This window comes from Streptomyces coacervatus (assembly GCF_029223485.1).
In the GTDB taxonomy this organism is placed as follows: domain Bacteria; phylum Actinomycetota; class Actinomycetes; order Streptomycetales; family Streptomycetaceae; genus Streptomyces; species Streptomyces coacervatus.
Window position 1 is genome coordinate 306487 of the sequence record NZ_JARHTP010000001.1, and the last position, 14945, is coordinate 321431.

General features: G+C 69.6%; 10 protein-coding genes and 1 tRNA gene. 5 read left to right on the forward strand and 6 right to left on the reverse strand.

Going from position 1 to position 14945, the window contains the following annotated elements:
- From P2Q00_RS01385 to P2Q00_RS01400, 4 genes are all read right to left on the reverse strand, one after another.
- Entirely contained in the window at nt 1-1389 is a 1389-nt protein-coding gene (locus tag P2Q00_RS01385) for an OFA family MFS transporter (protein ID WP_275768644.1), read from the reverse strand.
- Between the two features lie 121 nt (nt 1390-1510).
- Nucleotides 1511-3655 (reverse strand): acetate--CoA ligase family protein, encoded by a 2145-nt coding sequence (locus P2Q00_RS01390; RefSeq protein WP_275769456.1) that lies wholly within the window; start codon nt 3653-3655, stop codon nt 1511-1513.
- Between the two features lie 4 nt (nt 3656-3659).
- Nucleotides 3660-4901: a formyl-CoA transferase gene (gene frc, locus P2Q00_RS01395; RefSeq protein ID WP_275768645.1), complete on the reverse strand. Its 1242-nt coding sequence runs from the start codon at nt 4899-4901 to the stop codon at nt 3660-3662.
- A 10-nt stretch (nt 4902-4911) separates the two neighbouring features.
- Nucleotides 4912-6594, reverse strand: a complete 1683-nt coding sequence (locus tag P2Q00_RS01400) for a thiamine pyrophosphate-binding protein (protein ID WP_275768647.1) — start codon at nt 6592-6594, stop codon at nt 4912-4914.
- Between the two features lie 144 nt (nt 6595-6738).
- On the opposite strand from P2Q00_RS01400, the gene sucC reads away from it, so the two are divergent.
- From sucC to P2Q00_RS01420, 4 genes are all read left to right on the forward strand, one after another.
- On the forward strand, nt 6739-7869 hold the full coding sequence (sucC, locus tag P2Q00_RS01405; protein ID WP_275768649.1) for an ADP-forming succinate--CoA ligase subunit beta: 1131 nt from the start codon (nt 6739-6741) through the stop codon (nt 7867-7869).
- Nucleotides 7870-7883: 14 nt separating this feature from the next.
- Nucleotides 7884-8783: a succinate--CoA ligase subunit alpha gene (sucD, locus tag P2Q00_RS01410; RefSeq protein WP_275768651.1), complete on the forward strand. Its 900-nt coding sequence runs from the start codon at nt 7884-7886 to the stop codon at nt 8781-8783.
- A 137-nt stretch (nt 8784-8920) separates the two neighbouring features.
- Nucleotides 8921-10462 carry an aldehyde dehydrogenase family protein gene (locus tag P2Q00_RS01415; protein WP_275768653.1) on the forward strand — a complete coding sequence of 514 codons (1542 nt, stop codon included), beginning with the start codon at nt 8921-8923 and terminating at the stop codon, nt 10460-10462.
- A gap of 239 nt (nt 10463-10701) precedes the next feature.
- Nucleotides 10702-10789: transfer RNA gene (locus P2Q00_RS01420), tRNA-Leu, on the forward strand.
- Here the strand turns inward: P2Q00_RS01420 and P2Q00_RS01425 are convergent.
- Together P2Q00_RS01425 and P2Q00_RS01430 are read right to left on the reverse strand one after the other, a co-directional pair.
- Nucleotides 10751-11929, reverse strand: a complete 1179-nt coding sequence (locus tag P2Q00_RS01425; protein WP_275768655.1) for an acyltransferase family protein — start codon at nt 11927-11929, stop codon at nt 10751-10753. The genes P2Q00_RS01420 and P2Q00_RS01425 overlap by 39 nt on opposite strands.
- Nucleotides 11930-11981: 52 nt before the next feature.
- On the reverse strand, nt 11982-12437 hold the full coding sequence (locus P2Q00_RS01430) for a tellurite resistance TerB family protein (protein WP_266962873.1): 456 nt from the start codon (nt 12435-12437) through the stop codon (nt 11982-11984).
- Nucleotides 12438-12864: 427 nt separating this feature from the next.
- Here P2Q00_RS01430 and fusA point away from each other — a divergent pair, with 427 nt between their 5' ends.
- Complete coding sequence (gene fusA, locus P2Q00_RS01435; RefSeq protein WP_275768658.1) at nt 12865-14907, forward strand: elongation factor G; 2043 nt, start codon at nt 12865-12867, stop codon at nt 14905-14907.
- Nucleotides 14908-14945 lie beyond the last annotated feature (38 nt).

Consider the following 14945-nt stretch of genomic DNA (forward strand, 5'->3'; position numbering starts at 1 on the left):
TCAGGCCATCTCCTCGCCGAGCGGGTGCGGGTTGGGGACGATGCGCCGGGCCTTCGGCCTGCCCGGGGACTTCAGGAAGAGCGCCAGCACCGCCGAGGCGAGGCCGATGGAACCGGCCAGCACGAACGCGCCGTGGTAGTCCCACGCGCCGACGACGACGGCGCCCAGGCCGGAGCCGACGAGCCCGGAGATCAGCTTCGAGCTGTAGACCATTCCGTAGTTGGTGGCGTTGTTGTTCTCGCCGAAGTAGTCCGCCGTCATGGCGGCGAACAGCGGGAAGATCGCCCCGCCGCCGAAACCGGAGACCATGGAGCAGAACAGGAAGAACGGCATGCTGCCCATCTGGCCGGAGACCAGCACGCCGAACTGCGCCGTGCCGAGCACGATGCAGACGACGATCAGCGTGTTGCGGCGGCCGTGGCGGTCGGAGATCCAGCCGATGACACCGCGCCCGGTGCCGTTGACGATGGCCTTCAGGGACATCGCCGTGGCCACGATCCCGCCGGCGAACCCCATGTCCTTGCCGAACGGCACCTGGAAGGCGATGCCGAAGATATTGATGCCGGCCGTGCACAGCAGACAGAACCACATCATCCACAGGACGGGCGTACGGGCGGCCTCCTTCGGGGTGTACTGCTTGACCGCCGGCGGGTTCTTCTCCAGTGCCCGGCGGATCTTCGGGTCGTCGGTCAGCTTCAGCGGGTCGACATGCGCGGGCCACCAGTTCTTCGGCGGGTCCTTGAAGAACCAGCCGGCCGCGGCCACCACAAGGCACAGCCCGATGCCCACACAGGCGAGCACGGTCCGGTAGTTGCTCAGATCCATGTACGAGGTGAACAGGAAGACGAAGGGCACGGACCCATAGGCGAAACCGCCGTTGACGAAGCCCGTCTTGCCGCCCTTGCGCTCCGGATACCACTTGCCGACCATGTTCACGCAGGTGGCGTAGACGAGGCCGGCGCCGATGCCGCTGCACATGCCGAAGCCGAAATACGCGACGGCCACGTCCGGTGCGTACGCCAGCGACAGATAGCCCAGCACGGTGCCGACGGCGCCGATCATCATCGCCGTACGGGCGGGCAGTCTGCCGCTCTCCCGCAGCCGGCCCGCGGGGAAGGCCACGGCCGCCTGGAAGAACACCCAGACGCCCATCAGCCAGAAGATGTGTCCGCTGCTCCACAGGTGGGCCTCGTGGAGCGTGTCCTCGGCCGAGGTGAACGCGTACTCGGCGGAGCTGATGCCCATCATGCCCACCCAGGGCAGGACGACCATCCACTTGCGTGTTCGGCCCATGATGTCCGTATCGGACTCACCGATGCGGTACTTGCGGCCGTTGCGATCCGTCACCTCCCTGTAGGGGACGAAGGTCGAGTAGTCGGTGGTTGTCATCGCTCAGCACCCCTTGCATCGAAAGCTCTGGCCAGCGCCCCCTGTCCAATGCCTTTCGCGTGCGCACGGGTCCCCGGGGCCGGCCGACCGCACTGTCGGCCGACCCCGCCGTTCACTCACGTCATGAACCGCCCCCCAACAGCCCCGCCGCCCGCGCCCAGCGATACTTCGCGCCCAGCGCGGCCACGGGCTTCTCGGTCGTGTACGGGTACGCCACGACCCCGCGCTCGTAGAGGTACTGGCAGGCCTCCTCGACCTCGACGTCGCCCGCGAGGGAGGCCACCACGGGCTTCTCGATGCCGCGCTCCCGGAACTCGGCCACCACGCGCGCGGTGAGCTCCGCGAAGACCATCGGGGGAGTGACGATGGTGTGCCAGTAGCCGAGGACGAGCGCATGGATGCGCGGGTCCTCCAGGCCCAGCCGGATCGTCGCCTCGTACGTCGACGGCGGCTCGCCCCCGGTGATGTCGACCGGGTTGCCCGCGGCCCCGAAGGGCGGGATGAACCTCCGGAAGGCCTCGTCCAGGTCCGGCGGGATCTCCATCAGGGACAGGCCGTTGTCGGTCACCGCGTCCGACAGCAGTACGCCGCTGCCGCCGGCCCCGGTGATGATCACGACGTTGTCGCCCTGGGGAGCGGGAAGCACCGGCAACGCGCGCGCGTACTCCAGCATTTCGTTCAGCCCGGGAGCCCGGATGACACCGGCCTGCCGGAGGATGTCGTCGTACACGGCGTCGTCGCCCGCCAGCGCCCCGGTGTGCGAGCCGGCGGCCTTCGCGCCCGCCGCCGTACGGCCTGCCTTGAGCACCACGACCGGCTTCTTGGGCACGGTCGCGCGCGCGGCGTCCACGAAGGCGCGGCCGTCCTTGAGGTCCTCCAGGTGCATCGCTATGCACTCGGTGTGCGGGTCCTCGCCGAACCAGGTCAGCAGGTCGTCCTCGTCCAGGTCCGACTTGTTGCCCAGGCCCACGATCGCCGACACGCCCGTCTTCGTGGTGCGTGCGAAGCCCAGGATGGCCATCCCGATGCCACCCGACTGCGAGGTCAGCGCGACACCCCCCTTGACGTCGTACGGCGTGCAGAACGTGGCGCACAGGTCCTGCCACGTCGAGTAGTAGCCGTAGATGTTCGGGCCCAGGAGGCGAATGCCGTGCCGCTCGGCGATCGCGACGATCTCCTCCTGGAGTTCGTGCTCGCCGGTCTCCGCGAACCCGGAGGGGATCAGTACGGCGTTCGGGATCTTCTTGCGTCCCACCTCCTCCAGGGCCGAGGCCACGAACTTGGCGGGGATGGCGAAGACCGCCACATCCACCTCACCGGGAACGTCCGTGACACTCTTGTACGCCTTGCGGCCCAGAATGTCATCGGCCTTGGGGTTCACCGGATGGATCTCCCCGGCGAAGCCGCCGTCGACGAGGTTGCGCATCACCGAATTGCCGATCTTGCCCTGCTCGTTTGAGGCACCGATGACGGCAACCGACGATGGCTGCATCAGGCGGCGCATGGAGATGAGGATCTCCTCGCGCGTGTACCTGCGGCGAGGCTTCGGCACCGACTCGGCGAGGATCACGCGGATGTCCGCCGCGACCGCGCCCTCCGGGGTGGCGATCACCGGGTTGAGGTCGACCTCCGCGATCTCCGGGAAGTCCGCGACCAGTTGTGAGACCCGGCGGATCTGCTCGGCGATCGCCCACCGGTCCACGCCCGCCCGGCCGCGCACCCCGTGCAGGATCTCCGCCGACCGGATGGAGTCCAGCATGGACAGCGCCTCGTCGGCGCTCACGGGCGCCAGCCGGAACGTGACGTCCTTGAGGACCTCGACGAGCACCCCGCCGAGCCCGAAGGCCACGACCTTCCCGAACGTCGGGTCCGTCACCGCGCCGACGATGACCTCCTGGCCCTGCGGGAGCAGCTCCTGGACCTGCACGCCATCGATGCGCGCAGAGGCGTCGTACGCGCGCGCGTTGTCGATGATTTCGTGGAACGCGGCCCGGACGTCCGCGGCCCCCTCGACGCCGACGATCACGCCGCCGGCGTCGGTCTTGTGCAGGATGTCCGGGGAGACGATCTTCATCACCACGGGCCCGCCGAAGCGCGCCGCGTACGAGACGGCCTCCTCGACGTCGGTCGCCAGTTCTTCGCCGGGTACGGCGATCCCGTACGAGTCGGCGATCACCTTGCCCTCGGGTGCGGTGAGCGCGGTCCGCCCCTCGGCCCGCACAGCGTCGAGGAGCGACCGCACCCTCAGCTCCCGGTCTTCGGCCATCACGTCAGATCACTCCGTTCGACTTGAGCAGGCGCAGTTCCTCGTCGCCGAGGCCGAGTTCGCCGATGTAGACCTCTTCGTTGTGCTCGCCGAGCAGGGGTGAACTGGTCACGTCCACCGGGGAGTCGGAGAGCTTGAGCGGACTGCCCACCGTCGTGAACTCGCCGCGCTCGGGGTGCGGGACGGTGACGACCATCTCGTTGGCGACCAGCGAGTCGTCCTCGATGATCTCCTTGGTGGACAGGATCGGCCCGCACGGGATGTTGTGGGCGTTGAGCCGCTCCAGCACCTCCCACTTGGGCAGCGTCGAGGACCACTCCTCGATCAGCTGGAACATCTTGTTGAGCTGGGGCAGCCGGGCCTCCGGCGTCGCCCACTCGGGGTCCTCGGCCAGCTCCGGCCGGCCGATGAGCTCGCTCAGCGGCTTCCAGCCCACGGGCTGCACGATGACGTACACGTAGTCGTTCGGCCCGCCCGGCGCGCACTTGACCGCCCATCCGGGCTGACCGCCGCCGGAGGCGTTTCCGGACCTGGGAACTTCAGTGCCGAAGTCGTCGTTGGGATATTCAGCGAGCGGGCCGTGGGCCAGGCGCTGCTGATCGCGCAGCTTCACCCGGCAGAGGTTGAGCACAGCGTGCTGCATGGCCACGTTCACCCGCTGACCGCGCCCGGTGTGCTCCCGCTGGAACAGCGCCGCGAGGATCCCCGCCACGGCGTGGACGCCCGTGCCCGAATCCCCGATCTGGGCCCCCGTGGCCAGCGGCGGCCCGTCCTCGAAACCGGTGGTCGACATCGACCCGCCCATGGCCTGCGCGACGACCTCGTACGCCTTGAAGTTGGTGTACGGACCGTCCCCGAACCCCTTGATGGAGGCATAGACGATACGCGGGTTGATCTCCTGGATGCGCTCCCAGGTGAAGCCCATGCGGTCGACCGCGCCCGGCCCGAAGTTCTCGACCATGACGTCGGAGCGCCGGATCAGCTCGGTGAGGATCTCCTTGCCGCGCTCGGTCTTGGTGTTGAGGGTGATGCTCCGCTTGTTGCAGTTGAGCATCGTGAAGTAGAGGGAGTCGACGTCCGGGAGGTCGCGCAGCTGCTTGCGTGTGATGTCACCGGTCGGCGCCTCCAGCTTGAGCACGTCCGCGCCGAGCCAGGCGAGCAGCTGGGTGGCGGAGGGCCCGGACTGGACGTGGGTCATGTCGAGGACGCGGATGCCTGCGAGGGCCTTGGTCGGCTTTCCAGTCATGAAGGCCACCTCACTTGTACATGGTCTGGTTCATGGTTCCGGGGGCGTACGCGTCCGGGTCGACCCAGACGTTGATCAGCGACGGCTTGCCCGACTCACGGGCACGCTGCAGCGCCGGGCCGATGTCGGCGGGGTCGCGGACCTCCTCGCCGTAACCGCCCAGCATCTGCGCGAACTTGTCGTAGTGGACGTCGCCGAGGGTGTTGCCGACCCGCTCCCGCTCCAGGCCGTACTTCTGGGCCTGGCCGTAGCGGATCTGGTTCATGGAGGAGTTGTTGCCGACGACGCCGACGAAGGGGAGGTCGTAGCGGACGAGGGTCTCGAAGTCCCAGCCGGTGAGCGAGAAGGCGCCGTCGCCGAAGAGGGCGACGACCTCCTTGTCGGGCCGTGCCTGCTTGGCCGCGAGCACGAAGGGGATGCCGACGCCGAGGGTGCCGAGCGGGCCGGGGTCCATCCAGTGTCCGGGCGACTTGGGCTGCACGACCTGACCGGAGAACGTGACGATGTCGCCGCCGTCGCCGATGTAGATGGAGTCCTCGGTGAGGAAGTCGTTGATCTCGCTGACCAGGCGGTACGGGTGGATCGGTGAGGCGTTCGACTTCAGGCTCGGCAGCCGCTTCTCGATGGCGGTCTGTTCGGCGGCGCGCAGCTCGTCGAGCCACTCCTTGCGCTTGGCGGCGCCCCCATTGATGCGCCCGGAGGCGGCCTCGGTGACCGATTTCAGGACGAGCCCCGCGTCGCCGACAATGCCGAGGTCGATGTCGCGGTTCTTGCCGACGGTGCGGTAGTCGAGGTCGATCTGCACGACGGTCGCGTCCGGCGACAGCCGCTTGCCGTAGCCCATGCGGAAGTCGAAGGGTGTGCCGACGATCACGATGACGTCGGCGTTGGAGAAGGCGTACCGGCGCGACAACTGGAAGTGGTGCGGGTCGCCCGGTGGGAGGGTGCCGCGGCCGGCGCCGTTCATGTACGCCGGGATGTTGAGGGTCCGTACGAGCTCGATGGCCGCCTCGGTACCGCGGGTCGTCCACACCTGACTGCCCAGCAGGATGGCCGGCTTCTCGGCGTGCACCAGCAGGTCGGCGAGCTTCTGGATGGCGTCGGGGTCGCCGGCCGAGCGGGTCGAGGCGCGGTAGGCGCCCGCCTTCGGCACGCGCGCCCTGCTCACCGGCACCTTGGCGTCGAGGACGTCGCGCGGGATCTCCAGGAAGGAGGGGCCGGGCGCGCCGTGGTAGCACTCCCGGAACGCCATCGACACCATGTCCGCCGCCCGGGCCGTGTCCGGGACGGTCGCCGCGAACTTGGTGATCGGCGTCATCATGTCGACGTGCGGCAGGTCCTGCAGGGACCCCATCTTGTGCTGGGTGAGCGCGCCCTGGCCGCCGATGAGCAGCATCGGGGACTCCGCGCGGAAGGCGTTGGCGACACCGGTGACGGCGTCCGTGGTACCCGGACCCGCGGTGACGACCGCGCAGCCGGGTTTGCCGGTGAGGCGGGCGTAACCGTCGGCGGCATGGGCGGCGACCTGCTCGTGGCGGACGTCGACGACCTCTATGCCCTCGTCGACGCAGCCGTCGTAGATGTCGATGATGTGGCCGCCGCACAACGTGTAGATGCGGTCGACCCCCTCGGCCTTGAGTGCCTTGGCAACGAGATGACCACCGGAAATCACGTCCTGGGTGTCGTCGGGCATGGCGAAGTCCTGTCCCTTCGTAGGGGGTTGGAACGCTCTCGCGGTACATTGCATACAGTCGACGAATACTGTATGAAGCTTGTTATCCCGCATCCGGTGGGTGGTGTCCAGGGGGCGTGCCGCACTTTTGAGACAGGAGCCGAAATGGACCTGTACGAACACCAGGCAAGGGAACTCTTCGAGGAACACGGCATCGTGGTGCCGAGGGCCGAGGTCACCGACTCGCCCAAGGAAGCACGCGAGATCGCCCGCAGGCTCGGTGGGCGAGTGGTGGTGAAAGCCCAGGTCAAGATCGGTGGGCGTGGCAAGGCGGGCGGTGTGGAGTTTGCTGCCGACCCGGCCGCCGCGGAGCTCACTGCACGGCAGATCCTCGGCATGGACATCAAGGGCCACACGGTCGGCAAGGTGATGCTGGCCCAACCGGTGGACATCGAGAGCGAGTTCTATGTCTCCTATGTGCTCGACCGTGCGGCGGGCCGTTTCCTCGCCATCGCCTCCGCCGAGGGCGGCATGGAGATCGAGGAGGTCGCCGCAAGCCGACCCGAGGCAGTGGCCCGAATCCACATCGACCCGGCCGAGGGCGTCACCTCGGCGAAGGCGAGTGAGATCGCCGAGGCGGCCGGACTGCCACCGCAGACCGTCGACGTCCTCGTACGGCTCTGGGAGGTCCTGGTCCGAGAGGACGCCGTCCTCGTCGAGGTCAATCCGCTCGTGCGGACGGAGCAGGGGCAGATTCTCGCCCTCGACGGCAAGGTCACCCTCGACGACAACGCCCGCTTCCGACAGGCACGTTGGGGCGCGGACCATGTGGAGCACGCGGACGCGCTGGAGGCGGCGGCCGCCGCCAAGGGCCTCAACTACGTCAAGCTGGACGGCGAGGTCGGCATCATCGGCAACGGCGCGGGCCTGGTCATGTCGACCCTCGATGCCGTCGCGGGCTGCGGCGCACGCCCCGCCAACTTCCTCGACATCGGCGGCGGCGCCTCCGCCCGGATCATGGCGGACGGGCTGTCCGTCATCCTGTCCGACCCGGCCGTGAAGTCGGTCTTCGTCAACGTCTTCGGCGGGATCACCGCCTGCGACGCGGTCGCCGACGGCATCGTGCAGGCCCTGGACGCCGTCCAGTTGACCAAGCCGCTGGTCGTGCGGCTCGACGGCAACAACGCGGCCCGGGGCCACGCCATCCTCGACGAGCGGGCGCATCCCCTGGTCCAGCAGGCCACCACCATGGACGGCGCCGCAAGCCGTGCCGCCCGACTCGCCACCGCAAACTGAGGAGACGGGACGACATGGCGATCTATCTCACCAAGGAGAGCAAGGTTCTCGTCCAGGGCATGACCGGCGGCGAGGGCATGAAGCACACCCGGCGCATGCTCGCGGCCGGCACGAACGTCGTCGGGGGCGTCAACCCGCGCAAGGCGGGCCGCAGCGTCGACTTCGACGACCGTACGGTCCCCGTCTTCGGGTCGGTCGCCGACGGCACACGGGCGACCGGCGCCGACGTCACCGTCGTCTTCGTGCCGCCCGCCTTCGCGAAGGCGGCCGTCATCGAGGCCGCCGACGCCCGTATCGGCCTCGCGGTCGTCATCACCGAGGGCATCCCCGTCCACGACTCCGTCGCCTTCCACGCGTATGCGAAGTCGAGGGGCATGCGCCTGATCGGCCCCAACTGCCCCGGTCTGATCACCCCCGGCCAGTCCAACGCGGGCATCATCCCGTCCGACATCACCAAGCCGGGCCGCATCGGTCTGGTGTCCAAGTCCGGCACGCTCACCTACCAACTCATGTACGAACTCCGCGACATCGGCTTCTCCACATGCGTCGGAATCGGCGGCGACCCAGTCGTCGGCACCACCCACATCGACTGCCTGGCCGCCTTCGAGGAAGATCCCGACACCGAACTGATCGTCCTCATCGGAGAGATCGGCGGTGACGCCGAGGAACGCGCGGCCGCATACGTCCGCGAGCACGTCACCAAGCCCGTGGTCGGCTACATCGCCGGATTCACCGCCCCCGAGGGCAGGACGATGGGTCACGCCGGCGCGATCGTGTCCGGTTCCTCCGGCACCGCGCAGGCAAAGAAGGAGGCGCTGGAGGCGGCCGGGGTGAGTGTGGGAAACACACCGACCGAGACGGCGAAACTTGTGCTCGCCTGTCTCGAACACGGGCGCGCGGCCGCTCATAGTTGATGTGAGGCGACTGTGACGCGCCCACGCGCGCGTCACGGCGTCCCTCGTACGACGTCCGCGCACGGCAGTGCGAGCCCGCGCGCGACGAGCCATGCACCCCCCGCCCCCGACTGTGCACCGAGAGCGGAGAAACCCCTATGGCAACAACCCTCACCCTCAAGTCGGGCACGTCCTGGGCCGACGCCTGGCAGCGCTGCCTGTCCGTCGCCCCGGAGGCCTTCCAGGACGACCGCGTCCTCAACCTCTGGCATTCCGCCTGGCAGGCCGACGGCCGGACGCTGCCCGCCACCAGCCCCGTCGACGGCAGCCCCATCGTCGGCCCGCCCCGCCTGGACCGCCACACCGCCCACCAGGCCGTGCGCGCATCGCTCGACCAGCACCGCGCCTGGCGGCACGTCCCCCTCGACGAGCGCCGCGCCCGCGTCGCGGCCACCCTCGACGCCCTCACCGAGCACCGCGAACTGCTGGCGCTGCTCCTGGTGTGGGAGATCGGCAAGCCCTGGCGGCTCGCGCAGGCGGACGTCGACCGGGCGATCGACGGCGTGCGCTGGTACGTCGACGGCATCGACCCGATGGTCGACGGGCGGGCCCCGCTGGACGGCCCGGTGTCCAACATCGCGAGCTGGAACTATCCGATGAGCGTGCTCGTTCACGCAATGCTGGTCCAGGCACTGGCAGGCAACGCGGTGATCGCCAAGACCCCGACCGACGGTGGCGTCGCATGTCTGACCCTGGCCTGTGCACTCGCCGCCCGCGAGGGGATTCCCGCCACCCTCGTCAGCGGCAGCGGGGGCGAGCTGTCCCAGGCGCTGGTGCGGGCGCCGGAGATCGGCTGCGTCTCCTTCGTCGGCGGCCGCGACACCGGCGCGGCGGTCGCCACGGCCGTCGCCGACCTCGGCAAGCGCCATGTACTCGAACAGGAAGGACTCAACACCTGGGGCATCTGGAACTACTCGGACTGGGACGCGCTCACGGCGGTCGTACCCAAGCTCTTCGACTACGGCAAGCAGCGCTGCACGGCGTACCCGCGCTTCGTCGTCCAGCGGCAGCTGTTCGACGAGTTCCTGTCGGCGTACCTCCCGGCGGTGCGCACGCTCAGGGTCGGACACCCGCTCGCCGTCGAGCAAGCCGAAGACCCGTTCCCCGCGCTGGACTTCGGACCGGTCATCAACGCGGCCAAGGCCAAGGAACTGCGCGACCAGGTCGCCGAGGCCATCGACCGAGGCGCCGTCCCGCTGCACCGCAGCAGCGAGGCCGACGGCCGGTTCCTGCCCGGCCAGGACACCTCGGCGTACGTCCAGCCGGTCACGCTCCTCAACCCGCCGCCGTCGTCACCCCTCCACCACGCGGAGCCGTTCGGGCCGGTCGACACCATCGTCCTGGTCGACACGGAGGCGGAGCTGCTGGCCGCGATGAACGCCTCCAACGGCGCGCTGGTGGCCACGCTGTCCACGGACGACCGGGCGACCTTCGACCGGCTGGCCCCGCAGATCCGTGCGTTCAAGGTGGGTCATGGCAAGCCGCGCTCGCGCGGCGACCGCGATGAACTGTTCGGCGGCTTCGGCGCGTCCTGGCGCGGCGCGTTCGTCGGCGGCGAGCTGCTTGTGCGCGCCGTGACGCAGGGCCCGGCGGGGGAGCGGTTGCCGGGGAACTTCCCGGACTACCACCTCATGCCGTGACCGCAGGCCGGGTGGCGTCCCCGTCCCGAGGGCGCCGCCCGGCCGGCCCCGAAGCCACGCGATCCGGCCGATCGCCGTAGTCGCCCGATCACCTCCGGTGACGCGTCCTGCCGGCCCCTGCCCGGCCCTCCCGAGCCGGCGCTGGAGGGGCGGATATGCAGGTGAAAGGCGCTCCGAAACCTTGGTATTGTTGTCCACGTCGCCGCGGGGAACACCCCCGGTCAGGCGGCAGACACCTGGTCCGGGTGGCGGAATGGCAGACGCGCTAGCTTGAGGTGCTAGTGCCCTTTATCGGGCGTGGGGGTTCAAGTCCCCCCTCGGACACCAGTGAGACCCCTGCTCAGCAGGGGTCTTTTGCGTTTCCGGAGGCCGGGGGGACCTCGTGTCCCGTCGAAACGCCCACTCCATGGTCGGCTCCACGACGAAGCGGAAGATCCGCCGGACGGGCGGTGTGCACAGCACGGTCACGACCGCGGCGGCGACGAGCGTGACGGTGATCTCGCCGAGCGGCCCGTGGATCCAGCCCGGGGAGTACCAGCCCCAGAACCCGGATCCCTGGGCGACGAAGCCGTGCAGCAGGTAGCCGTACAGCGTGCCCGCGCCCAGTGCCGTGAACCACAGGCGGCGCCCCGGCACCCAGGCGAGGAAGCAGGCGACCAGGACCATCGAGCAGCCGAAGGAGGCCAGCGTCATCACCGGCCCGTACCAGGCGGGCGCGCCCAGTTCCTCGGCGCTGTCGCGGTGGAAGAACCAGGCGCCGGTCATCCGCGGCACCGCCCAGTACGCCGCGGCGAGCGCACAGACGAACACCGGCACGGCCAGGACGCGCACCTTCCAGCGGCGGACCAGCCGGAAGTGCTCCGGCCGCAGGCACAGGCCGAACACGAAGTACGGCAGGAACTGCAGCACACGCTGCAGATCGAGATCGTTGCCGATGGACGGGGAGACGGTCGCCAGCATCGCGACGACGAGCGCCGCCGGCAGCGGCCACCGCACCTTCTGCCAGATCGGGGTCGTCAGCCGCCAGATGAACAGCGCGACCAGGAACCACGTCAGATACAAGGGGTCCAGAACCGTGATCGGTCGGTCCGGGACGCCGTCGGTCCAGCGGGTGAAGAGGGTGTACGCCGTCTCGAAGACGACGTACGGAACGGCGATGCCGGTCACCAGGCGCCTGATCTTCGCCGGGCTTGCGTCGAAACCACGGGAGAAGTAGCCGGAGATCACGATGAACGCCGGCATGTGGAAGGCGTAGACGAGGTTGTAGAGCGCGGTGACGGACCGGCTGCCGTCCCGCAGCGGCTCCCATGCGTGGCCCATCGCCACCAGCACGATCGCCAGGTACTTCGCGTTGTCGAAGTAGGCGTCGCGCCGTTCTACCCGGCCGTGCTGCACACCGCGTGGGGAACCTGCGCTGTCGGGTGCGTGTCCTACCTGGATTACGGGTGTGGTGTGGGGCTGAGACATCCCACGCGCCTCACCGGTTCAGCGCGACGTCAAACCACCCGTGTAGGTGAAGTCAGAGGTCGAACTCGTGCGGCGGCAGGTCGAGGGTGAAGCACGCCTCCCGCACGACGGCCTGCTCCGTCTTGTCGAAGTCGCCGTCGGCGCCTCCGATGACGATGCCGATCTGGATGACGGCGCGGGCCTCGGCGGGCTTCTTCTTCGCCTTGGCGATCTCCTGCAGCACACTGACCTTGCCGAAGGCGAAGTCCGTCGTCAGCTTGTTCAGGTTCTCCTCGAAGCGGCGGCGCAGATCGTCGGCGGGGAAGTTCTGCAGGACCTCGTTGGTGGCGATCAACTGGGCCACGCGCTGCCGCTCGGCCGGGTCGATGGTGCCGTCGGCGGCGGCGACCAGGGCGCACATCGCCATGCTGGCGTCGCGGAAGGCGCCGCTCTTCAGGTCGTTCTTCTTTGCCACGAGCTGGGTCTGCATCGTCGACGCGGATTCCTTGATGCGGTCCCAAAGGGCCATGAGAACTCCAGGTGTGCGGTGTCGTAATAGATCTACAGCACCGTAGAAACTAGTGGCGCGGTGGATAAGTTCCGGCCGTTCCAGGAAAGTTCATTTGCCGCGTGCCGCCGAAAAATCCGGTGCCCCGCCTCCTTCGTGTTCCCTACACTCGCCACGCACCGGGCGTCGCCGTGACGCCCGGACGAGCGAGGGGAGGACGGCTGTGCGTTACCGCACCGAGGTCGTCGTCCCCTGCGCACAGCACGAGGTGATCCTCGTGTCCCCCTTTGTCCGGTGCCCGCTGCGCGGCCGGTACCGGATGCCCGTGGCGAACGTCTGACGCGACCCGGCCTGCCGTCATCACCGGCGTGCCGTGGTCAGACCCGTACAGCCCGGGAATCGCGCAGCCCAACTCCGATCTCACGATCACCAGAAAGGCCAACGGGCCGTGCGCACCAACCTCAACACCCTCGCCGTCGTCCGCAACCTCGGCATCCTCGCCCACGTCGACGCCGGCAAGACCACCGTCACCGAGCGGATCCTGTACGCCACCGGAACCACGCACCGGCGCGGCGAGGTCCACGACGGCACCACCGTCACCGACTTCGACCCGCAGGAGCGCGATCGCGGCATCACCATCTTCGCCGCGGCGGTGAGCTGCGCCTGGGACGGCCATCGGATCAACCTCATCGACACGCCCGGGCATGTGGACTTCGCCGACGAGGTGGAGCGCTCACTGCGGGTGCTCGACGGGGCCGTCGCGGTCTTCGACGCCGTCGCCGGGGTCGAGCCGCAGAGCGAGTCCGTGTGGCGGCAGGCCGACCGGCACGGTGTGCCGAGGATCGCGTTCGTCAACAAGCTGGACCGCGCGGGCGCCGACCTGGACGCGGCCGTCGCGTCGATCCGGGAACGGCTGCATCCGGCGCCGCTGGTCGTGCAGTTGCCGATCGGTGCGGAGGGCGCATTCGTCGGTGTCGTCGACCTCGTCCGCATGCGGGCGCTGGTCTGGGCCGACGGACGCGACACGGCCGTGGAGGGGCCGGTACCGGAAGAACTGCGCGAGGAGGCGCAGCGGCGCCGAAGGCTGCTGGACGAGGCTGTGGCGGAACTCCATCCGGCGGCGCTGGAGGAGTTCGTCGAGCGGGAGGCGCTGTCCGCCGAGACCCTGGCTGCCGCCTTGCGGGAGCTGACCCGCAGCGGCGACGGCGTGGTGGTGCTGTGCGGTTCGGCCTACCGCAACCGCGGGATCGAACCGCTGCTCGACGCCGTGGTCTCGTATCTGCCCTCGCCGCTGGACGTGCCCGCCGTACGAGGCACGTTCGACGGTACGGAGCAGGAGCGGGCGGCCGATCCGGCGGCGCCGTTCGCTGCGCTGGCGTTCAAGGTGAATGCCACCCCGACGGGGCGGCTGACGTATCTGCGGGTGTATTCGGGAACGATCGAGAAGGGAGATGCCATGTGGGACGCGGGCGCGCGCCGCACCGAGCGGATCGGGCGGATTCTGCGGGTGCAGGCCGACCGGCACGTCCAGGTGGACCGGGCGGTCGCCGGGGACATCGTCGCCGTGGCCGGGCTGAAGTCCGCCCGCGCCGGCTCCACCCTGTGCGCCCCCGGCGCCCCGGTCGTGCTCGAACCGCCGGGCGTCGCCGAGCCGGTGGTCTCCGTGGCCGTCGAGGCCCGCAGGTCCACCGATGCCGGAAAGCTGGCCTCGGCACTTGCGCGGCTGGCCGAGGAGGACCCCTCCCTGGTCGTGCGCACGGACCCGGAGACCGGCCAGACGGTGCTGTCCGGGATGGGCGAACTGCACCTGGAGGTCGCGGTGGAAAAACTCCGGCTCGGCCACGGGCTGGAGGCCAACGTCGGCCGTCCGAGGGTGAGTTACCGCGAGACGGTCGGCCGCGGGGTGTCCGGGCTGGTCTTCCGGCACGTCAAACAGGACGGCGGGGCGGGGCAGTTCGCGCATGTCGTCCTCGATGTCGAGCCACTGGAGGAGGGTTTCGAGTTCCGCTCGGCCGTCGTCGGCGGGCGGGTGCCGCAGGAGTACGTCCGCGCGGTCGAGGCCGGCTGCCGTGACGCCCTCGCCGAGGGACCGCTCGGCGGCAACCCGGTGACCGGCCTGCGTGTGACGCTCACCGACGGGTCGACGCACGTGAAGGACTCCTCGGACACGGCCTTCCGCACGGCGGGCAGGCTCGGTCTCCGCGAGGCCCTGCGCGCCTGCGCGATGGTCCTGTTGGAACCGGTCGTCGAGGTCACGGTCACCGTCCCCGAGGACGCCGTCGGCGGTGTGCTCGGCGACCTCGCCGCCCGCCGCGGCCGGGTCTCCGGCTCGGTCGCGCGCGGCGGCGCCGCGGTGGTCAGGGCCACCGTGCCGCTGGCCGAACTCTTCGGCTACGCAACCCGGTTGCGCAGCCGGACGCAGGGCCGCGGCACCTTCACGGCCCGTCCCACCGGCCATGCACCGGCGCCGGCTGTGACGCCGGTCCGGTGACCGACAGGGCGGCCCCACCCGTACGCGGGCGGGGCCGC